At 61.2% G+C, this 19,100-nt stretch carries 21 protein-coding genes; 6 read left to right on the top strand and 15 right to left on the bottom strand.

Annotated features, from left to right (window positions below):
* The first annotated feature begins 308 nt into the window (after positions 1-308).
* Positions 309-623, top strand: a complete 315-nt coding sequence (locus tag FHX10_RS14235; protein ID WP_063474280.1) for a DUF1236 domain-containing protein — start codon at positions 309-311, stop codon at positions 621-623.
* Positions 624-772: 149 nt separating this feature from the next.
* Here FHX10_RS14235 and FHX10_RS14230 read toward each other — a convergent pair whose 3' ends face one another.
* Positions 773-2,419, bottom strand: a complete 1,647-nt coding sequence (locus FHX10_RS14230) for an ATP-binding protein (RefSeq protein WP_047616423.1) — start codon at positions 2,417-2,419, stop codon at positions 773-775.
* A 384-nt stretch (positions 2,420-2,803) separates the two neighbouring features.
* On the opposite strand from FHX10_RS14230, the gene FHX10_RS14225 reads away from it, so the two are divergent.
* Positions 2,804-3,151 carry a response regulator gene (locus FHX10_RS14225; RefSeq protein ID WP_018447482.1) on the top strand — a complete coding sequence of 116 codons (348 nt, stop codon included), beginning with the start codon at positions 2,804-2,806 and terminating at the stop codon, positions 3,149-3,151.
* A 6-nt stretch (positions 3,152-3,157) separates the two neighbouring features.
* Here the strand turns inward: FHX10_RS14225 and FHX10_RS14220 are convergent, their stop codons facing one another.
* From FHX10_RS14220 to FHX10_RS14195, 6 genes are all read right to left on the bottom strand, one after another.
* Entirely contained in the window at positions 3,158-3,697 is a 540-nt protein-coding gene (locus FHX10_RS14220) for a MerR family transcriptional regulator (protein ID WP_047616421.1), read from the bottom strand.
* Positions 3,698-3,846: 149 nt separating this feature from the next.
* On the bottom strand, positions 3,847-4,185 hold the full coding sequence (locus tag FHX10_RS14215; RefSeq protein ID WP_047616420.1) for an integration host factor subunit alpha: 339 nt from the start codon (positions 4,183-4,185) through the stop codon (positions 3,847-3,849).
* Between the two features lie 106 nt (positions 4,186-4,291).
* A complete protein-coding gene (locus tag FHX10_RS14210) occupies positions 4,292-5,263 on the bottom strand; it encodes a beta-ketoacyl-ACP synthase III (RefSeq protein ID WP_047616630.1) in 972 nt (323 codons plus the stop codon).
* Positions 5,264-5,283: 20 nt separating this feature from the next.
* A complete protein-coding gene (gene plsX, locus FHX10_RS14205; RefSeq protein WP_047616628.1) occupies positions 5,284-6,330 on the bottom strand; it encodes a phosphate acyltransferase PlsX in 1,047 nt (348 codons plus the stop codon).
* A gap of 99 nt (positions 6,331-6,429) precedes the next feature.
* Positions 6,430-6,984, bottom strand: a complete 555-nt coding sequence (locus FHX10_RS14200) for a YceD family protein (RefSeq protein WP_047616418.1) — start codon at positions 6,982-6,984, stop codon at positions 6,430-6,432.
* Positions 6,985-6,995: 11 nt separating this feature from the next.
* Entirely contained in the window at positions 6,996-7,601 is a 606-nt protein-coding gene (locus tag FHX10_RS14195; protein ID WP_183908271.1) for a ubiquinol-cytochrome C chaperone family protein, read from the bottom strand.
* Between the two features lie 187 nt (positions 7,602-7,788).
* On the opposite strand from FHX10_RS14195, the gene FHX10_RS14190 reads away from it, so the two are divergent.
* Positions 7,789-8,322, top strand: a complete 534-nt coding sequence (locus FHX10_RS14190; RefSeq protein WP_047616416.1) for an outer membrane protein assembly factor BamE — start codon at positions 7,789-7,791, stop codon at positions 8,320-8,322.
* 69 nt (positions 8,323-8,391) lie between these two features.
* On the opposite strand, the gene FHX10_RS14185 is transcribed toward FHX10_RS14190, so the two are convergent.
* The 3 genes from FHX10_RS14185 to ribH form a co-directional block, all read right to left on the bottom strand.
* Positions 8,392-10,530, bottom strand: coding sequence for a sodium-translocating pyrophosphatase (locus FHX10_RS14185; protein ID WP_047616414.1), 2,139 nt, complete (start codon positions 10,528-10,530; stop codon positions 8,392-8,394).
* Positions 10,531-10,728: 198 nt separating this feature from the next.
* Positions 10,729-11,211: a transcription antitermination factor NusB gene (nusB, locus tag FHX10_RS14180; RefSeq protein ID WP_018241520.1), complete on the bottom strand. Its 483-nt coding sequence runs from the start codon at positions 11,209-11,211 to the stop codon at positions 10,729-10,731.
* Positions 11,212-11,214: 3 nt separating this feature from the next.
* The gene (gene ribH, locus FHX10_RS14175) at positions 11,215-11,670 is read right to left on the bottom strand and encodes a 6,7-dimethyl-8-ribityllumazine synthase (protein WP_004674116.1); all 456 of its coding nucleotides are present in this window, start codon (positions 11,668-11,670) and stop codon (positions 11,215-11,217) included.
* Between the two features lie 345 nt (positions 11,671-12,015).
* Between ribH and FHX10_RS14170 the strand changes: the two genes are divergently transcribed.
* The 3 genes from FHX10_RS14170 (at position 12,016) to FHX10_RS14160 (ending at position 13,630) form a co-directional block, all read left to right on the top strand.
* Positions 12,016-12,375, top strand: a complete 360-nt coding sequence (locus FHX10_RS14170) for a hypothetical protein (RefSeq protein ID WP_183908272.1) — start codon at positions 12,016-12,018, stop codon at positions 12,373-12,375.
* Between the two features lie 209 nt (positions 12,376-12,584).
* Positions 12,585-13,088, top strand: a complete 504-nt coding sequence (locus tag FHX10_RS14165; protein WP_183908274.1) for a cupin domain-containing protein — start codon at positions 12,585-12,587, stop codon at positions 13,086-13,088.
* A gap of 26 nt (positions 13,089-13,114) precedes the next feature.
* The gene (locus FHX10_RS14160) at positions 13,115-13,630 is read left to right on the top strand and encodes a GNAT family N-acetyltransferase (RefSeq protein ID WP_097543001.1); all 516 of its coding nucleotides are present in this window, start codon (positions 13,115-13,117) and stop codon (positions 13,628-13,630) included.
* Between the two features lie 183 nt (positions 13,631-13,813).
* On the opposite strand, the gene FHX10_RS14155 is transcribed toward FHX10_RS14160, so the two are convergent.
* The 5 genes from FHX10_RS14155 to FHX10_RS14135 form a co-directional block, all read right to left on the bottom strand.
* Positions 13,814-14,431, bottom strand: a complete 618-nt coding sequence (locus tag FHX10_RS14155) for a riboflavin synthase (protein WP_047616404.1) — start codon at positions 14,429-14,431, stop codon at positions 13,814-13,816.
* The gene (gene ribD / locus FHX10_RS14150; protein WP_063474275.1) at positions 14,431-15,669 is read right to left on the bottom strand and encodes a bifunctional diaminohydroxyphosphoribosylaminopyrimidine deaminase/5-amino-6-(5-phosphoribosylamino)uracil reductase RibD; all 1,239 of its coding nucleotides are present in this window, start codon (positions 15,667-15,669) and stop codon (positions 14,431-14,433) included. The genes FHX10_RS14155 and ribD overlap by 1 nt, the downstream gene beginning before the upstream one ends.
* A gap of 3 nt (positions 15,670-15,672) precedes the next feature.
* Positions 15,673-16,149, bottom strand: coding sequence for a transcriptional regulator NrdR (gene nrdR / locus FHX10_RS14145; RefSeq protein ID WP_003547190.1), 477 nt, complete (start codon positions 16,147-16,149; stop codon positions 15,673-15,675).
* Positions 16,150-16,158: 9 nt separating this feature from the next.
* Positions 16,159-17,457 (bottom strand): serine hydroxymethyltransferase, encoded by a 1,299-nt coding sequence (gene glyA / locus FHX10_RS14140; protein ID WP_183908278.1) that lies wholly within the window; start codon positions 17,455-17,457, stop codon positions 16,159-16,161.
* 216 nt (positions 17,458-17,673) lie between these two features.
* Positions 17,674-18,975 carry a murein L,D-transpeptidase gene (locus FHX10_RS14135; protein ID WP_047616400.1) on the bottom strand — a complete coding sequence of 434 codons (1,302 nt, stop codon included), beginning with the start codon at positions 18,973-18,975 and terminating at the stop codon, positions 17,674-17,676.
* Positions 18,976-19,100: the final 125 nt, after the last annotated feature.

Below are 19,100 nucleotides of genomic sequence, written 5' to 3'. Positions count from 1 at the left end.
CGTCTTTTCAGATATCCATTCGCGAACCGAAACGCGACGGACCTTCGAATCAACGACCACCCGGCCGTTCATCCGACATAAACCGCCAGCATGGTTAATGAAGAGTAAAAAAGAACGAGCCGCTGATATCACCGGAGGGAATCACACTGGACGTTATTCGGACAGCTCAACCGTATGATGCACAAACCAGTTTCGCAACACCTCAACCGCTCTCATTGCGCGTGTCTCCGTCCGGCAAAAGTCAGTGGGGAACTATGCCGCATGGCCGGCGTTGCGTTGATGTCTGGGTAGGAAAAGGAGAATATCCCATGCGCAAGATTATGCTGGCTGCGGCCGCCATGCTGACCATCAGCTCCGCCGCCTTCGCGCAGAGCACCGTCATCGTCACCGATCCCGCACCGACCGGCTCCGTGGTATTGCCCGGCGAAGTGCGCACCTATGTGATGGAGCAAACCGCGCCGTCCGTCGTCTATGAAGGCGATATCGCAGTCGGCGCGACACTGCCCGATACCGTCGAAGTGCATACCGTGCCCAACGTCGACGGCTACGGCTACACCGTCGTCAACGAGCGGCGCGTGATCGTCGAGCCGAAGACGCACCGCATAATCCAGGTCCTGGAATAATCTGATCTAACCGTGGACGTGCGGCCGTCTAGAACAGGATGATTTTAGGCCCGGCCAGCCTAAAATCTAAATCCTGTTCTAAATTAAGGAGTAGAACATGATGTCGTGCGAAAACCGCACACACTTTTCGGCATTATGATCTAGCGGCTTCACGTCCGCTCATCTTCCATCCTCACCGGCACATTCAGAAGTTCACGAATCTTGTGGGCGAGCTGCTCCAAGCTGAAGGGCTTGGCGAGCAGGGAAACGCCGTGATCGAGCACACCATTGTGGACGATGGCATTGCGGGTGTAGCCCGTCGTGTAGAGGATCCGGATCGCCGGCCATTTTTCCTGGACGACATCGGCAAGCTGGCGTCCGCTCATCTGCGGCATGACGATATCGGTGAAGATCAGGTCGACTGCCGCATTCTCCTCCAGAAGCAAAAGCGCCTCCATACCGCTTGCCGCCTGCAATACGGTGTAACCGAGTTCATGCAGGCTTTCTGCGGTCATGGTGCGGACGTTCTCATCATCCTCCACCACCAGGATCGTATCGTTGACGCTGCCCTGAGGAAGCGGCTGAGCGCCGGCGGCGCTCAAGCGGGCGTCCGTCGCGCCGACATGACGGGGAAGATAGATCTTCACCGTCGTGCCCCTGTCGATTTCCGAATAGATCTTGATGTGGCCGCCGCTCTGCTTGATGTAGCCGTAAACCTGGCTAAGGCCGAGACCGGTGCCCTTGCCGGGTCCCTTGGTCGTGTAGAACGGGTCGAAGGCGCGCTCGATCACCTCCGGCGACATGCCGGTGCCGGTATCGGTGATGCTGATCATCACATACTGGCCGGCCTCCACCTCCGAATGCATGCGAGAATAGCGCTCGTCGAGTTCGGTATTGGCGGTCTCGATCGTCAGATTTCCGCCGCCCGGCATGGCATCACGGGCGTTGACGGCCAGGTTCAGAATAGCGTTCTCGAGCTGGCTCAGATCGGCAAAGCTTGGCCAGAGGCCACCGGCGAGCACGGTCTCGATCCGGATCTGCTCGCCGAGCGTGCGCCGTAGCAGCTCGGACATGCCGCCGACCAGCTTGTTGAGGTCGATCACTTCAGGCGCGAGCGGCTGCTGGCGCGAGAAGGCGAGAAGGCGCGCGGTCAGAACGGCCGCCCTCTGCGCGCCGTCTTTGGCGTTCTGGATGGAATTCAGCAGCCGGGGATCCTCGTTGCCGGTCAGGCGCCGCTGGGCGAGATCGAGGTTACCGATGATGATCGCCAGCATGTTGTTGAAATCGTGAGCGACGCCGCCGGTCAGCTGTCCGATCGTCTCCATCTTCTGCAACTGGCGGACCTGCGCCTGAGCGGCAGCATTCTCTTCCATCTCGTGGCGGAGCTCGGCCGTGCGCTGGACCACCGTCTCTTCGAGGCGCGTGTTGAAGCTGTTGAGCTCGTTGCGAAGGCGGCTCTGCCGCTCATGGGCGATAATGATCATCTCCATCAGGCCGACGATGATCGCGGCATTGATGAGATAAGTGGAAAGACCGACCCATTGGCCGGCGCTGACCGGCCAGAAAATATTGTGCGGCTCGACGAAAAATTGCTGGACGATGAAAGCGGCAAGCATGGCCGCGACAAGGCCCGGCCCGGCGCCGCCGATGAAACTTGCGAGCAATATCGCCGGAAGGAAGCTCAGAAAGGGAAAGCCGGAGAGATAGTCGCTGGCGGCAAGCCTCAAAAGAAACGTCAGACCAACGAAGGCAACGGCAAGCGGGTAGGTAAAACCCGGCCTGTGACGCAGCCAATCCGTGGCACTCAGCAAATCCATCCGACACCCCTTCTTACAGCACCGCCATGTCTTTTCAGACGCGCAAAAGACGCTGTAACACTTTGGATTTCTGCATAATTTTATCCCGAAATCGATTCGGATTTCAGGAATTATGCAGCAAGTGGCCGTTGCGCGGCCGGCATCCCAGCTTTTGCACATCGAATTTCAACCGGCAATATGCTGTTTCTCACACTGCCGGGCACGACGTCTTGACGAGCCGTGCAAGCGGTCCACATAAACCATCATGCCTACGCATCGTGCTTTCCGAAAATCAGAATCGATTTTTGGAAAGCACGATGCGTAGGTTTAAAGTGTCGGAGCGTCCTTTGTGCATCCGAAAGGACGCACGGCGCTCTAGCAAGGGGGCAATGGGTGGACCGGATCATGAAAGACATATTCATCGTCGAAGACGACGCGCTGATTGCCATGCTGCTCGAGGACATGCTCGCCGATCTGGGTTACCGGGTCTGCGCCAGCGCGCCCGATCTGGAGCGAGCGCTGGCAACCGCCAGGGATACGGAGTTCGACGCTGCCATACTCGACGTCTCGCTGGCCGGGCAGAGTTCACTGCCGGTCGCAAAGCTGCTCGACGAACGCGGCAAACCTTATCTCTACGCGACGGGATACGGCACCGCGCCTGATGGCAGCAGCCCCAGCACATTGCCCGTGCTGCAAAAACCCTTCCAGCTTAGCGAACTCGAACAGGCGATGAAGCGGCTGACCGAAGCCTGAAGCGGTTCAGCGCACCTGGTCGAGCAGGCGCTTGCATTCCAGGAGATCATAGAGCGCCTCCTGCAGTAGCGCCCTGTCTTCCTTGCCGACGCTCGACTTGCCGATCGAAACTTCCTGCTCGTCGTCTCCAGCGACGAAATTGAAGAATCGGCGGGTGATCGGCGGCTTGGCGCGGCCGACGATCTGATCTTCGTCGGCCATGCCGACGCGCGGTTCGCCGGCACCGGCATCCTGCACGCCCGAGGCAAGCGCCTCGACGCTGGCGAGATCGCCGTGGCCGACCGATATGACGAACTTGTTGCCATTGGTCTTCAGAAGCTTCTGCACACCCTTGATCGTATAGCCGTGATCATAGAGCAGATGCCGGATGCCCTTGAGGAGATCCACGTCCTCCGGCCGGTAATAACGACGGCCGCCGCCGCGCTTCATCGGCTTTATCTGGGGAAAACGCGTTTCCCAGAAGCGCAGCACATGCTGCGGCAGATCAAGATCGTCTGCGACTTCGCTGATGGTGCGAAAGGCATCGGGGCTCTTGTCCAACGTCATACTGCTACGCGACCTCGCGGCTCGATCCAACGGCGACTCATCATATTTCAACGGTTTGGCGTCGACAATTCAAGTCATGTCTCGACGTTGCGCACAACGTTGGACAGTGCGAAAGCAAAAAACGCTGCTTAGAAACGGGAAGCCGATGATCAGGGAGCCGGATTCTGCGGCTTCAGCTTGATCTTGCGAGCGACATGCGCCTTGAGGATGCGCGTCTTCAACACGTTCGACGCCTTGAAGGTCATGACACGGCGCGGGGAAATCGGAACCTCCTCGCCGGTCTTCGGGTTGCGGCCGATCCGCTCGTTCTTGTCGCGCACCTGGAAAGTGGCAAAGGAGGAAAGCTTGACGGTTTCACCGCGCACGATCGCATTGCAGATCTCGTCGATGACGGTTTCGACGAGTTCGGCAGATTCGGTCCGGGAAAGCCCGACCTTTCGGAAAACGGATTCCGCCAGGTCTGCTCGCGTCACTGTTTTTCCGGTCATGGTTTCCCCGCCCACTACAAACTATTTTGTGAAATCGCACGAAGAGTATTTGTCTTGCGCCTTACGGTCAAGCTCTTGTTCGCCGCCAGTTTTTTAGGATTCCTGCCTACCAGCGCAGCAGAACGGCGCCCCAGGTAAAGCCGCCGCCCATCGCTTCGAGCATCACCAGGTCGCCCTTCTTGATGCGGCCGTCGCCGGCAGCGGTCGCCAGTGCGAGCGGGATCGAGGCGGCCGACGTGTTGCCGTGCAGGTCGACGGTTACGACGACTTTCGCCGCGTCGATGTTCAGCTTCTTCGCCGAACCATCGATGATGCGTCGATTGGCCTGGTGCGGCACCAGCCAGTCGAGATCATCGGCAGTGGTGCCGGTCGAATCGAAAGCCGCCTGAATGACATCGGTGATCATGCCGACGGCATATTTGAAGACCTCGCGGCCTTCCATGCGCAGCTTGCCGACAGTGCCGGTCGTCGACGGTCCGCCATCGACATACAGCTTTTCCTTATGCGAGCCGTCGGAACGCAGATGCGCGGTCAGCACGCCGCGGTCGGCAACGGTGCCCTCGCCTTCGGTCGCTTCGAGTATGATCGCGCCGGCGCCATCGCCGAAAAGCACGCAGGTGGTGCGGTCGTTCCAGTCGAGAATGCGCGAAAAAGTTTCGGCGCCGATGACGAGAACGCGCTTGGCAAGCCCGCCGCGGATATAGGCATCTGCTGTGGTGACCGCATAGACGAAACCGGTGCAGACAGCCTGGACGTCGAAGGCAAAGCCGTGGCTCATGCCGAGACGGTTCTGGATGTTGACCGACGTTGCCGGAAAGGTGTTGTCCGGCGTCGAGGTGGCGCAGATGATGAGATCGATGTCGGCGGGCGTCAGACCGCCATTGGCAAGGGCTGCACGCGCGGCGGCCTCGCCGAGCGACGCCGTCGTTTCGTCATCACCGGCGATATAACGCTGGCGGATGCCGGTGCGCTGGACGATCCATTCGTCGGATGTGTCGACGATCGCCTCCATGTCACCATTGGTCATCACGCGCTTCGGAAGTGCGGCTCCGAACCCGCGTACCACTGAACGGATCATATTTGACTGAACCCTATCGCTCATGCCGCTTCCGGGCCCATTGGGGGCAGCCGTTTGGCATGATATTTCTTAAGATCGTTTTCTATTTTCTGATTGAGGCCGTTCTTGGCCATGTCGTAGCCGACTTCGATGGCGGCTGCGATGCCTTCGGCATTCGCTCCGCCATGGCTCTTGATGACGATACCGTTCAGGCCGAGAAACACGCCGCCATTGACCTTGCTCGGATCGAGCTTCTCACGAAGCATGTCGAAGGCGCTTTTGGCAAAGAGGTAGCCGATGCGGGCGAGCAGCGTGCGCGACATGGCGGCACGCAGATATTCGCCGATCTGCTTGGCGGTGCCCTCGGCGGTCTTGAGTGCGATGTTGCCGGAGAATCCTTCGGTGACGACCACGTCGACCGTGCCCTTGCCAAGGTCGTTGCCCTCGACAAAGCCGGAATATTCGAGCGAATCGATATTGGCCTCGCGCAACAGCCGGCCGGCTTCCTTGACCTCCTCCTGGCCCTTCATCTCCTCGACACCGACGTTCAGAAGGCCGATCGTCGGGCGTTCGACTTCGAACAGCGCGCGCGCCATGGCGCCACCCATCAGGGCGAAATCCATCAGCTGCTGCGCATCGGCGCCGATCGTCGCACCGACGTCCAGGACGATGCTCTCACCCTTCAGCGTCGGCCAGATCGCAGCGATCGCCGGGCGCTCGATATTGGCCATGGTGCGCAGACAGAACTTCGCCATCGCCATCAGCGCCCCGGTATTGCCGGCCGAGACCGCGACGTCGGCCTCCCCCGTCTTCACCGCCTCGATCGAACGCCACATGGTGGAGATATAGCGGCCGCGGCGCAGCGCCTGGCTCGGCTTCTCATCCATAGCAACGGCAAGTTCGCAATCGTGAAAGAGCGATTTTTCTTTGAGTTTCGGAAACTTGGCGAGAACCGGATCGCACTGTTCCTTGAGACCGTAGAAAACGAAGGAAATATCCGGATGCCGATCCAGCGCCTTGGCGGCGCCGGGGATGACAACCTGGGGACCAAAGTCGCCACCCATGAGGTCGAGAGATATTCTGATCACGCGTCCCTGATCCTTCTTTTCGCCGAGGGGCGAAATTTCGGCCAAAATACCGGTTTTGGCGTCGCTTACAACTGAATTGTGTCAAATGCCAGAGACGCTTCAGTCCTTTTTCCAGTCCTTGAGGACCGCGAAAGCGGAGGGTTTTTTATCGTCCTCGCCGCTATCTTCGATATGACCTGAGAATTCGATACCCTCCTTGCGCGGATAGGGATCAATCGCCAGAGCGGCGAATTCTGCAACCACCTCGCCGGCATCGATCGTATCGCCGACAAAGGTTTCGGGCAGATCGGGACCGTCGGGATCGAGCAGCATCTCGCCGGCGTCGCTGCCGGGCTGGCGCGCAAGCTTGGAGCCCTCCGGCACGAAGATCTGCTCGAAGCTCTCATCGATGGCGGATTCGACCGGTTCCAGCGTCACGACGCAGGACTGGACGATCTTCGCCTGCACGCGGCCCTTGATGCGCACGCCGTCGCGCTTCCAGCGGGCAATCTGCAGATCGGCGCTGAGATCGTCGACGGAAACGACGTTCCAGGTCTTGGCAAGCGCCGTGAGTTCGCTGGCGTCGGCCTCGACATGGACCTCGACGGGGTTGGCCGAAATATGGCCGACCTTGACATGATAGGAGAAGGGAACATCGTCCCGATCATTCTTCATCGTTTCCTCCTTCAGGCAACCGGTGGGCTGGCGACCGGCGAAAGCGTTGCCGAGCCGGTGGCGATCACCTCTTCGGCTAGAGCGGACAGATGCGCTTCCGCGGTGATCATCCATCCGGCGAGGCCGGACATATCGGCCGGCGCTTCGGTTTCGGGGTAGATATTGCGTTGAAGAGCAAGAGCCAGGGCTTCGGCATCGCCGGTGTCCATCGCCTTCGAATAGGCTTCGAGCCGGCCGTAAAACATGCCGGCAAGCTTCTTCATGCGCTTCGGCACGCTGTTGTCGCCGATGCCGAGCTCGCGGATCGAATAGTCGATATCCTGGAAGAAGGCGTCGACGATCTCCTGGGCGATCTCCTGACCGCTGGTGGCGGAAGCGCGCGTGCGGCGAAAAAACAGAATCATGGTGATCGACAGCATCTCGAAACGGCCCATGACCGTATCGGGCACATTGAGCTGCTCGTAGAGTTCCGGCATGCGCGCGGCCGCCGCCAAGGCCGCATATTGCCTGTCGACGATCGCCTGATTGTTGTTTTTCTTACGGAAGAGCCCGAAGATCATTGTTTTTTCCGGAAATGCCTCATTCTTCATGCCGGCTGGCGTCTGGCCTTGTTGCATGATTTCGAAAGCTGGTTTACCGAAGCAGGCGCGAATTGCAATGCTGATCGTGGCCAGTTTCGGGACAATGCCTTCAATGCGTCTACGAAGCGAATTCGGGACATTCGACTCGGAATGGCCACAATGGTTTTGCAGGAGGAAAGCGTGCAAGGCCCAAAATGGCTGCTATCGACACTCAAGGGAGTAGATGTCGTTGAAGAAACGGTATTTCAAGTCTGACATGAAATTCTTCAGCAGTGCGGCCATTGCCTTCATAATCGCCTCCACATCAGCTCTTTCCGGCTGCCAGACCAGCACCGTGCTCAACGGCGGTTATGTCGCCGACCAGCAGTCGCTGAACCTCGTTCCGGAGGGCTCAAGCCGCGAGCAGGTGCTGCTGTCGCTCGGCACCCCGTCGACGACGGCGACCTTCGACGGCGAAGTCTTCTATTATATCTCGCAGCGACGCACGCGTGCCGTCGCCTTCCAGAAGCTGAAGGTCGTCGACCAGAGCGTTCTGGCAATCTATTTCGACAAGGACAACGTCGTCAGCCGCCGCGCCAACTATACGCTGCAGGACGGCAAGGTGTTCGACACGATCGGACGCGTTACGCCGACCGGCGGCAAGGAACTCACCTTCCTGCAGCAGATGCTCTCCGGCGGCAGCGCCGCAAGTGCTGCCCGCAGCCTGTTCGGCGGCGGCGCCGGCGGTACGCCGCAGAACCCAAGCAGCCTGCGCTGATCGGACATACCTCATACGAAAAACCCGCCGGATCGCTCCGGCGGGTTTTTTAATGGTCTCTGATCCCGTCTAGCCAGCGAGAACAGCGAGCAGCAGAAGTGCGACGATATTGGTGATCTTGATCGCCGGGTTGACGGCGGGGCCGGCGGTATCCTTGTAGGGATCGCCGACCGTATCGCCGGTGACGGAGGCCTTGTGCGCATCCGAACCCTTCATGTGACGCACGCCGTCCTTGTCGACGAAACCGTCCTCGAAGCTCTTCTTGGCATTGTCCCAGGCGCCACCGCCCGATGTCATCGAGATGGCGACGAAGAGGCCGTTGATGATGACGCCGAGCAGCGATGCGCCGAGGGCGGCAAAGGCGGAAGCCTTGGAGCCGGAGATGAGCAGCACGCCGAAATAGACGACGATCGGCGCCAGCACCGGCAGCAGCGACGGCACGATCATCTCGCGGATGGCGGCCTTGGTCAGAAGGTCGACGGCCCTGCCGTAATCCGGCTTTTCCGTGCCCTGCATGATGCCGGGCTTTTCCTTGAACTGACGGCGGACTTCCTCGACGATCGCGCCGGCCGCACGGCCGACGGCGGTCATGGCAATGCCGCCGAAGAGGTAGGGAACGAGACCTCCGAAGATCAATCCCGCCACGACGTAGGGGTTGGAAAGATCGAAGGAAATTTCGCCTATGCCCGCGAAATAAGGGAACTTGTCGCCATTCGCCGCAAAATATTTGAGGTCGTATGAGTAGGCGGCGAAGAGAACCAGTGCGCCGAGACCGGCGGAACCGATGGCATAACCCTTGGTGACGGCTTTGGTCGTATTGCCGACAGCATCGAGCGCGTCGGTGGATTTGCGCACCTCCGGCGGCAGATGCGACATTTCGGCGATACCGCCGGCATTGTCCGTCACCGGTCCGAAGGCGTCGAGCGCGACGATCATCCCGGCAATGCCCAGCATCGCCGTGACCGCAATGCCGGTGCCGAACAGGCCTCCGAGCTGGTAGGTGGCGAGAATGCCGCCGACGATGACGATCGCCGGCAGTGCCGTCGATTCCAGCGAGACGGCCAGGCCCTGGATGACGTTGGTGCCGTGACCGGTGACCGAGGCCTGGGCGATCGAGACGACCGGGCGCTTGCCGGTGCCGGTATAATATTCGGTGATCACCACGATCAGTGCGGTGACGACGAGGCCGATGACGCCGCAGAAGAAGAGGTGCGCGCCCGAGATATCGGCGCCGCCGACGGAGCCGATCGAGCCCCAGCCGATGGTCAGCGAGGTGGCAGCGCCGAGACCGACGATCGACAGCAGGCCGGTGACGATGAGACCCTTGTAAAGAGCGCCCATGATCGAACCGTTCGCACCGAGCTTGACGAAGAAGGTGCCGATGATCGAGGTGATGATGCAGGCACCGCAGATCGCCAGCGGATAGACCATCGCAGACTGGAGGATCGGCGCGCCGGCAAAGAAGATGGCGGCGAGAACCATGGTGGCGACGACCGAGACCGCATAGGTCTCGAAGAGGTCGGCGGCCATGCCGGCGCAGTCGCCGACATTGTCGCCGACATTATCGGCAATCGTTGCCGGGTTGCGCGGATCGTCTTCGGGAATGCCGGCCTCCACCTTGCCGACGAGGTCGCCACCGACGTCGGCGCCCTTGGTGAAGATACCGCCACCGAGACGGGCGAAGATCGAGATCAGCGAAGCGCCGAAGCCGAGCGCCACCAGCGCATCGATGACTTCGCGCGAGCCGCTCTCATGGCCGAGCCCGATGGTCAAAATAGTGTAGTAGATGGAGACGCCGAGCAGCGCCAGACCGGCCACCAGCATGCCGGTGATCGCACCCGACTTGAAGGCGATGTCGAGGCCAGCGGAAAGGCTGATGGAGGCTGCCTGGGCGGTGCGCACATTGGCGCGGACGGAGACATGCATGCCGATGAAACCGGCAGCGCCTGATAGTACGGCGCCAATCAGGAAACCGATGGCGGCCGTGGCGGAAAGAAGCAGCCAGGCTGCGATGAAAACAACAACGCCGACAAGGGCAATGGTTCTGTACTGGCGCGTCAGATAGGCTTGAGCGCCTTCGCGGATGTAACCCGCGATCTCCTGCATGCGGCTATTGCCCTGATCGGCGGCAAGCACCGACCGGGTTGCCCAGGCGGCATAGACCACCGAGAGCAGACCGCATGCGATTACGCATAAAAGAATGGTCATTTCGCTCGTTCCTCCCATAGGCCGGAGATCACTCCTTCTCCGGCAGATACGCCGCCGAATCGCCTTCCTCTCCACAGAAATGCCACAGCTAAGCGGTGCGGAGATTGCGTGGTCGATCACGTTGCGTCAAGACCGCAACGGGCGAAAACCATTGCAGTGCGAAGAAAGACGCAGGGAGATTGTTTGGCGGCTAAGGAGTTATTTCTTCGCCTCGCCGCGGACCTGCTTGGCGATGCGGTCGAGCACGGCGTTGACAAGCTTCGGCTCGTCGTCGTCGAAGAAGGCCTGGGCGATCTCGACATATTCGGTGACGATGACCGCCACGGGAACGTCCTTGCGGTCGGTGATCTCGAAGACGCCGGCGCGCAGAATGGCGCGCACGGTGCTGTCGAGGCGCGACAAGGCCCAATCATCCTGCAGTGCCGCGGCAATCAGCGGATCGAGGCGGACCTGATCGCGCACGACGCCGGAGACGATGGAACGGAACCAGGCGGCATCGGCCTTCAGATAGGTCGCGCCGTCGAGTTCCTGGCCAAGACGGTGCGCCTCGTATTCGGCGACGATTTCCAGAACGCCGGTGCCGCCGACATCCATTTGATAAAGTGCCTGAACGGCAGCAAGACGGGCAGCGCCCCGCTGGTTTGCAGTCTTGACCGGCCGTTCCGTCTTGTCGTCGTTCATTCGTTATGCACCCAGTTTCTGCTTCAGCTCGATCATCGTCAGAGCTGCACGAGCGGCAAATCCGCCCTTATCCTTATCCGAGCGGCGCGCGCGCGCCCATGCCTGTTCATCGTTTTCGACGGTCAGGATGCCGTTGCCGATGGCAAGGGACTCGCTGACCGCAAGATCCATCAAGGCGCGCGAGGATTCGTTCGACACGATATCGAAGTGATAGGTCTCGCCGCGAATGACCATGCCGAGGGCGACATAGCCGTCATAATGCGTGCCGCCATTGTCGTCTCCATCGAGCGACATGGCAATCGCCGCCGGAATTTCCAGTGCGCCGGGAACGGTGACCACCTCGAAGGTGGCGCCGGCTTCTTGCAATGCGAAAGTCGCGCCTTCGAGCAGGGCGTCGGCCATGTCGTCGTAGAAGCGGGCCTCAACGATCAAAATATGGGGAGCGGTCTCTCTCGGCATGGTTCACCTTCGGTTGGCGGGACATTTCCCACTCGGCAGCCCGCGGTCAAAACATGCCTTCGTCCGAATGGCAAGCAATTTCGCCCGATGCCCCAATGCCAAAGAAGAAATATCTGCAAGGGGATAGCCGCGTCCTGCCTGCACTGCTGGGCAAGCCTTTCAAATCAGCTTTCCCGGATGCCTTGAAAACGGCAATTCGAAGGCGGTTTTCATGAACAATTCTTAATGGATTTTCAGTGGCTTAACCCATTGAATCGCGAAGAGGGCAACGCCAATTCCATGTCGTGACGCAGACGATCCCCTGCAACGACAGTCGACCGTCAAAGCAGATGAAAGGATACCATCATGAACCGCGTTGTCACCGTCACCCTCGCCGCAGCCCTCTCCTCGCTCGCATTTGCCGGCGTCAGCCGGGCCGAAAGCCTTGGAATGAACACGGCCCAGGGCATCGAACAGACACTCCGGACCTTCCACGGCAATGATTTCAATGTCGAGCAGGTCCATAACTGGCGCAATCTCGACGACGAAACGACCGGTCCGCGCTCGGCGCCGGAACGCTCCGGTCAGGCCGTTCGCGGCATCCAGGCCTCGATCGACGCCAACAGATCGCTGGCCCACCGGCTCAACAATGAAGGCGTCGACGTCCGCAACATCGTCAACGCCGAGCAGGCAGCCGACGGAAGCTTGACCTTCTACGTCCGCTGACGCTCCAGCGCATACCCCCGAGATCGGAATCGATCTTCGGGGGTATGCGTGGGTTGAAGTGATCGAGCGTCCCTAGCGTGTTCCATTCCATGCGCGGCCGCTCACAGCATGGGCGGCGGTCTCCTCTCCGCCCATGCCGGGGATTTCCGAGATAGGCATTGAATTTTCCGGCGCGATGATAGTTTCTCTTCCTGGAACAGGAGAACATCATGGCGATGGAACCGAAGGCGGTGATCAATACCGCCGATCTCAAGCTCGACCATTGGAAACAGGGCGAGTTCTATGAAAGCGTCGACACCTCGTTCGGCACGCTTCTCGGCCTCGCCGGACTCGGCGTCAGCTACAACGAGGTACCGCCAGGCAAGTCGGGCTGTCCCTTCCACAATCATCATGTCGAAGACGAACTCTTCCATATAATCGCAGGCACCGGCGAATACCGCTTCGGCGACGCGCGCCATCCGATCAGGGCGGGCGACGTGCTCGGCGCGCCGGCTGGCGGGCCGGAAACGGCGCACCAAATCATCAACACCGGCACGACGACGCTTGTCTATCTCGGCATCTCGACGATGGCGAAGACCGAGATCGTCGAATATCCCGATTCCGGAAAGTTCCTTGCCAAGACCAACAGGGACGGCACAAAAGCCGGGCGCTTCCGCCACATCGGACGGTCGGAAGGTGATCTCGATTATTGGGACGGCGAGCCCGGCGCCTGAGGGCGCGATTTCCATAAGGACCTGATGTGACCGACATTCCGACCTTCGAAACGGCGCGGCTGACGCTGCGCCCTCACCGCCTCGACGATTTCGAGGCGCATGCGGCATTATGGGCAAACGAGGACGTCGTTCGCTTCATCACCGGCGTGCCATCGACGCGCGAGCAGAGCTGGAGCCGCATGCTGCGCCTCGCCGGCATGTGGCATCATATGGGCTTCGGCTTTCTGGCGATCATCGAAAAAGAGAGCGGCCGGTTCATCGGCGAAGCGGGCTTCCTCGAAGCCCGCCGCGAGATGGAACCGTCGATCGAAGGGACGATGGAAGTCGGCTGGGCGCTGATGCCCTTAGCACACGGCCGCGGTTATGCCACCGAGGCGCTGGCAATCCTGATCGGCTGGGCGGAGGCGCATTTCCCAGGAAAACCAATGAGCTGCATCATCAGCCCCGAGAATGAGGCTTCGTTGCGGGTGGCAGCCAAGCTCGGTTTTCGCGAGACGGCGCGGACGCAATACAATGGCGAGATTATTCAGTTTTCGCGGTAGCGGCCCCTCATCCGCCTGCCGGCACCTTCTCCCCGTAAACGGGGCGAAGGGAATATGCGGCGACCTCTCCGTCCTTCGCCGGCGTCTCGCATGGCACGTCCCCTCGCCCCGCTTTTACGGGGGTCCGAAGGACGGGGCGATACGAGTGGCTCGACCCCGGCAGGTTAGGGTGAGGGGCACATTTCAGGCTGAGGCGCTGGGGAATTCGGCCAGCCGGGCGGCGTAACGCGCCATGGTATCGACCTCGAAATTGACGAAATCGCCGGCCTTGCGGTCGCCCCAGGTGGTGACTTCGAGCGTATGGCGGATGAGCAGCACGTCGAAATCCGTGCCGTCGACCGCATTGACCGTCAGCGAGGTGCCGTCGAGTGCGATCGAACCCTTGGGGGCGACGAATTTTGCGAGGTGTTCGGGCGCACGCAGGCGGTAGCGCGTGGCGTCACCCTCCGATGTCACCGAGAGGATTTCCGCCTTGCCGTCGACATGGCCGGAAACGATATGGCCGCCGAGCTCATCGCCGATCTTCAGCGACCGTTCGAGATTGATGCGGCTGCCTTCCCGCCAGGTGCCGATCGTCGTCAGCCGGAGCGCCTCCTCCCAGGCCTCGACCTCGTACCAGCGGCCGTTGCTGCCTTCGGCCGGCAGGGCGGTGACGGTCAGGCAGATGCCGGCATGCGAGATCGAGGCGCCCATGTCGATGGTCGCGGGATCATAGGCGGTCGCGACCCGCAGGCGGATGCCTTCCTTCAACGGGGAAACGGATTCGACCGTGCCGACATCGGTGACTATTCCGGTGAACATCAAAACCCTCTTTCATATTCGTCCAGGCGATCTTCGCCGAACATCCGCGTGCCCCTATGGGCAAAACCCGATGGTATGTCGGTTGCATCAAGCGGCGATTCAATACCGCGCTGGCCGATAACGACAGGCGCCTGATAAAGCTGGATACGGTCGACGAGGCCAGCCTCGAGGAAAAGCCGCGCCGTCTTTGCGCCGCCCTCGACCAGAAGCGAGGAAATACCGCGTGTTGCGAGTGCCGGCAGCAGGATTTCCGGATGGTAAGGATTGCAATAGACGATCTCGACGCCGGCGGCTTCGAGTGCGGCGCGGCGCGAGTCCATGTCGGTAGCGTCTGTGGGTGGGGTACCGCCTTCTGCCCTGCCGGAGTACCGGGGCCGAGCCACAGGTCTCGACCCGTCCTTCGGACCCCCCACAGGTGGGGAGGTGTCCGGCAGGATAGAGGGGGGTAGCCCCTCCGCATCCGCCGACAAAGGCCACACTTCCTCACTCGCCACCACGATGACAGGCACGTCCCGCGCCGTCAGGGCGAGCTTGCTGGTCAGCGGCAATGCCAGGGTGGGATCGAGAACGATGCGGATCGGGGACTGGGCTTCGAGACCTGGTGTTCGCACCGTCAGCAGCGGATCGTCCGCAATCGCCGTGCCGATGCCGACGAGGATCGCATCGGTTTCGGCGCGCAGCGCATGCACCTGCGCGCGGGCAAGCGGGCCGGTGATTGCCACCTGTCCCTCCCCCTGACGGCCGACCATGCCGTCGGCGGAAACGGCAAGCTTGAGAGTCACATAGGGCCGGTTCTTCGTCTGGCGGGTGAGATAGGCGGCAATCGAACGCCGGCCCTCTTCCTCCAGAGCACCGGCATCCACCTGTATGCCGGCTTCACGCAGCATGGCGATGCCGCGGCCCGAGACACGCGGATCTGGATCGGTGACGCTGATGACGACGCGGCCAACGCCAGAGGCGATCAGCGCCTCGGAACAGGGCGGCGTCTTGCCGTGATGCGAGCAAGGTTCGAGCGTCACATAGGCGGTGGCGCCGCGGGCGAGCGCGCCGGCTTCAGCCAGCGCCTGCGTCTCGGCATGCGGGCGGCCCCCGAGCGCCGTCACCGCCCGGCCGACGATGACGCCATCCCTGACGATCACGCATCCGACGGAGGGGTTGGTAGCGGTGCGGCCGAGATGCCAGCGCGACAGGCGGATCGCCGCCGCCATGAAACGTTCGTCATGCGGCGTGATGCTCATGGCTCACCTGTCCAGCGGGTCGCGGGCAATCTTGGCGTTGATTTCCGAAATGACCTTCTCGAAATCCTCGGCAAGCGAGAAATCCCGATAGACCGAGGCGTAGCGCACGAAGCCGACATCATCGAGGCTCTTCATCGCCTCCAGCACCTGCAGGCCGATCTGCTCGGAAGAGATCTCGGTTTCGCCGGAGCTTTCAAGCCGGCGGACGATGCCGGAGACGGCGCGCTCGATGCGATCCCGCTCGACCGGGCGCTTGCGTAGCGCCACCTCGAAAGAGCGCACCAGCTTGTCGCGGTCGAATGGCACCTTGCGGCCGGTCTTCTTGATGACCATCAGCTCGCGCAGCTGCACGCGCTCGAAGGTGGTGAAGCGACCGCCGCAATCCGGACAGATGCGCCGCCGGCGGATGGAGGTGTTGTCCTCCGCCGGGCGCGAATCCTTGACCTGAGTATCTTCCGAACCGCAATAGGGGCAGCGCATCCCTACTCCTTATCCCATGTAGCCATACATGGGGAAGCGGTCGGTGAGATTGACCACCTTGCCGCGCACGGCGGCTTCTACGGCGGCATTGCCTTCATCGGAATTGGCGACCTTCAGGCCGTCGAGAACCTCGACAATGAGATTGCCGATTTCGCGGAATTCCGCTTCCTTGAAGCCACGGGTGGTGCCGGCCGGTGCGCCCAGGCGCACACCCGAGGTGACGAAGGGCTTTTCCGGATCGAAGGGAATGCCATTCTTGTTGCAGGTGACGTAGGCACGGCCGAGCGCTGCCTCGGCGCGCTTGCCGGTGGCGTTCTTCTTGCGCAGGTCGACCAGCATCAGGTGGTTGTCGGTGCCGCCGGAGACGACGTCGAGGCCGCCGGCGATCAACGTTTCAGCGAGCGCCTTGGCATTCTTGACGACCTGAGCGGCATAATCCTTGAATTCCGGCTGCAGTGCCTCGCCGAAGGCAACGGCCTTGGCGGCGATGATGTGCATCAGCGGACCACCCTGCAGGCCGGGGAAAACGGCCGAATTGAATTTCTTCGCCAGATCCTCGTCATTGGTGAGGATGACGCCGCCGCGCGGGCCGCGCAGCGACTTGTGGGTCGTCGTCGTCGCGACATGGCAATGCGGGAACGGCGACGGATGAACGCCACCGGCGACGAGGCCGGCAATATGGGCCATGTCGACCATCAGATAGGCGCCGACGCTGTCGGCGATCTCGCGGAAGCGCTTCCAGTCCCAGATGCGGGAATAGGCAGTGCCGCCGGCGATGATGAGCTTCGGCTTGGTTTCTTCGGCCTTGCGGGCGACCTCCTCCATGTCGAGCAGGTTATCGCCTTCGCGCACGCCGTAGGAAACGACGTTGAACCACTTGCCGGACATGTTGACCGGCGAACCATGCGTGAGATGGCCGCCCGAATTCAGGTCGAGACCCATGAAAGTGTCGCCGGGCTGCAGGAGCGCCAGGAACACGGCCTGGTTCATCTGCGAACCGGAATTCGGCTGGACGTTGGCGAAATTGACGCCGAACAGCTTCTTGGCGCGCTCGATCGCCAGTTCCTCGGCGATATCGACGAACTGGCAGCCGCCGTAATAACGCTTGCCGGGATAACCCTCGGCATATTTGTTGGTCATGATGGAGCCCTGGGCTTCCAACACGGCGCGGGAGACGATGTTCTCAGAAGCGATCAGTTCGATCTCGTGCCGTTGGCGACCGAGCTCCTTTCCGATCGCGCTGAAAATGTCCGGATCGACGTCCGCAAGCGAGCGATTGAAGAAGGATTCGGTGGAAGCATTGGTCATGGGCGGGCTCCTCAACTGGAATGCGCTGAGGTATTAGCCTTCCGCTGTGGCAAGGGCAATACGAAGAACGACATTTGCTGAGCAAAGCGCGCGCTCACGCTCTTTTCCGGCCGCGCCGCGCCGATGCCTGGCGGCCATTTTATGGAGAGCCCCTCCCGGCATAAAAAAACCGCGCCCGAAAGCGCGGTTCTCAAATTGCGATGCAGAGCTTGCCGCTTACTGAACCGGCTGTTCCATGCCAGCCGTGGTGTCGAGCGCCAGCTCGGCATTGCCGTCCATCTGATAGATGTCGTCACGGAACTGGACGATGCCGTCGGGCATGCCCCAGGCAGAGATATAGACGAAGTAAACCGGAACTTCCGCCGCGAGTTTGATCGGCGTGTTGACGCCGGTGGCGATCACCTGCTCCATCTGCTGGCGGCTCCAGCCGGGGGTCTCGCGCAGCAGCCAGTTGGTCAGGTCGCGCACGTTCTGCACGCGGACGCAGCCCGAGGATTCGAAGCGCATCAGCTTGTTGAACAGGCCCTGCTGCGGCGTGTCGTGCATGTACTCGCCGTTCTTGTTGTAGAAGTTGATCTTCGTCGACGCCATGGCGTTGATCTTGCCGGGGTCCTGTCGGAACATCAGGTTCGGCGCCTCGCCGTTCCAGTCGACGGTTTCGGGGGCGACTTCGTTGCCCTTGCCGTCGATCAGGCGGATGGCGTTCTTTTCGAGATAGGTCGGATCCTTGCGCATCAGCGGCATGATGTCCTTCTCGACGATCGAGCGCGGCGCCGTCCAGTAAGGATTGAGGATGACCTCGTAGATCTTCGAATTGACCAGATGCGTCGGGCGGCTCAAGCGGCCGACGACCGCGGTGTGACGCGTCGCGACACTGCCGTCTTCGACGGCCTCGACATAGGCGGCCGGGATATTGACCATCAGGTGACGGCGGCCCAAGTCCTCGGGGAAGGTCTGCAGACGGACGACATTGGTGTTCAGCTGCTGCAGGCGAACATCGGCGGGGATGTTCATCGCCTTCAGGGTGAATTCGCCGAGAACGCCATCGGCCGGCAGACCGTGACGCGCCTGGAAGCGCTTGACGGCGCCGTCGACATAGGAATCGAAGGCGTTGGACAGGCCGGCCTCGCGCGGCAGATCGCCGGTGATCGCGAGACGCTGGCGCAGCGCCTGGACGGCGGGAGAGCTGACGCCGAGTTGCAGGCGCTGATCACCGGGATTGACCTCGGGCCAGCCTCCGGCTGCGGCGATCTGCTGATACTGCATGATTGCCTGCTGGGCGCTCGCGACAGATTGGGGCCCAAGGATCGGCGTGTTGGAAACCATGGCGGTCGCCGTGCGCGACGCCGCCTTGGCGTCGAACTGGTCGTCCCAGTTGCCGCGGCGCGGCGCGTTGATCAGCGTATCGAGCGCCGATTGCGCAAATGCCGGCGCCGCGATCGCGCTGGCGCCAACCGTTGCCGCGGACGCAAGGAAAGCGCGGCGAGAGAGAGCTTCAATTCCGTTTTTCTTCGACATAGTCCCAACCACTCAATGCCGCCATAAGAACAAGCCGCGGCTCTTTGCGAAATCACTGCGCTTTAACGCAGATCCCTGTCCATTCGTTGTCCCGGCGTATCAAAAAACTCCGCCTCCCCCATCAC

It is taken from the genome of Rhizobium sp. BK591 (assembly GCF_014195045.1).
In the GTDB taxonomy this organism is placed as follows: domain Bacteria; phylum Pseudomonadota; class Alphaproteobacteria; order Rhizobiales; family Rhizobiaceae; genus Rhizobium; species Rhizobium anhuiense.
Note: the sequence above shows the minus strand (reverse complement) of the source record. Positions and strands in the feature narration are given on the sequence as shown.

Bases quoted from the DNA above. Each gene is read 5' to 3' on its own strand.
- FHX10_RS14235 (WP_063474280.1), top strand. From the start codon at position 309: ATGCGCAAGATTATGCTGGCTGCGGCCGCCATGCTGACCATCAGCTCC.
- FHX10_RS14230 (WP_047616423.1), bottom strand. From the start codon at position 2,419: ATGGATTTGCTGAGTGCCACGGATTGGCTGCGTCACAGGCCGGGTTTT.
- FHX10_RS14225 (WP_018447482.1), top strand. From the start codon at position 2,804: ATGAAAGACATATTCATCGTCGAAGACGACGCGCTGATTGCCATGCTG.
- FHX10_RS14220 (WP_047616421.1), bottom strand. From the start codon at position 3,697: ATGACGTTGGACAAGAGCCCCGATGCCTTTCGCACCATCAGCGAAGTC.
- FHX10_RS14215 (WP_047616420.1), bottom strand. From the start codon at position 4,185: ATGACCGGAAAAACAGTGACGCGAGCAGACCTGGCGGAATCCGTTTTC.
- FHX10_RS14210 (WP_047616630.1), bottom strand. From the start codon at position 5,263: ATGATCCGTTCAGTGGTACGCGGGTTCGGAGCCGCACTTCCGAAGCGC.
- FHX10_RS14200 (WP_047616418.1), bottom strand. From the start codon at position 6,984: ATGAAGAATGATCGGGACGATGTTCCCTTCTCCTATCATGTCAAGGTC.
- FHX10_RS14195 (WP_183908271.1), bottom strand. From the start codon at position 7,601: ATGCAACAAGGCCAGACGCCAGCCGGCATGAAGAATGAGGCATTTCCG.
- FHX10_RS14190 (WP_047616416.1), top strand. From the start codon at position 7,789: ATGTCGTTGAAGAAACGGTATTTCAAGTCTGACATGAAATTCTTCAGC.
- FHX10_RS14185 (WP_047616414.1), bottom strand. From the start codon at position 10,530: ATGACCATTCTTTTATGCGTAATCGCATGCGGTCTGCTCTCGGTGGTC.
- nusB (WP_018241520.1), bottom strand. From the start codon at position 11,211: ATGAACGACGACAAGACGGAACGGCCGGTCAAGACTGCAAACCAGCGG.
- ribH (WP_004674116.1), bottom strand. From the start codon at position 11,670: ATGCCGAGAGAGACCGCTCCCCATATTTTGATCGTTGAGGCCCGCTTC.
- FHX10_RS14170 (WP_183908272.1), top strand. From the start codon at position 12,016: ATGAACCGCGTTGTCACCGTCACCCTCGCCGCAGCCCTCTCCTCGCTC.
- FHX10_RS14165 (WP_183908274.1), top strand. From the start codon at position 12,585: ATGGCGATGGAACCGAAGGCGGTGATCAATACCGCCGATCTCAAGCTC.
- FHX10_RS14155 (WP_047616404.1), bottom strand. From the start codon at position 14,431: ATGTTCACCGGAATAGTCACCGATGTCGGCACGGTCGAATCCGTTTCC.
- ribD (WP_063474275.1), bottom strand. From the start codon at position 15,669: ATGAGCATCACGCCGCATGACGAACGTTTCATGGCGGCGGCGATCCGC.
- nrdR (WP_003547190.1), bottom strand. From the start codon at position 16,149: ATGCGCTGCCCCTATTGCGGTTCGGAAGATACTCAGGTCAAGGATTCG.
- glyA (WP_183908278.1), bottom strand. From the start codon at position 17,457: ATGACCAATGCTTCCACCGAATCCTTCTTCAATCGCTCGCTTGCGGAC.
- FHX10_RS14135 (WP_047616400.1), bottom strand. From the start codon at position 18,975: ATGTCGAAGAAAAACGGAATTGAAGCTCTCTCTCGCCGCGCTTTCCTT.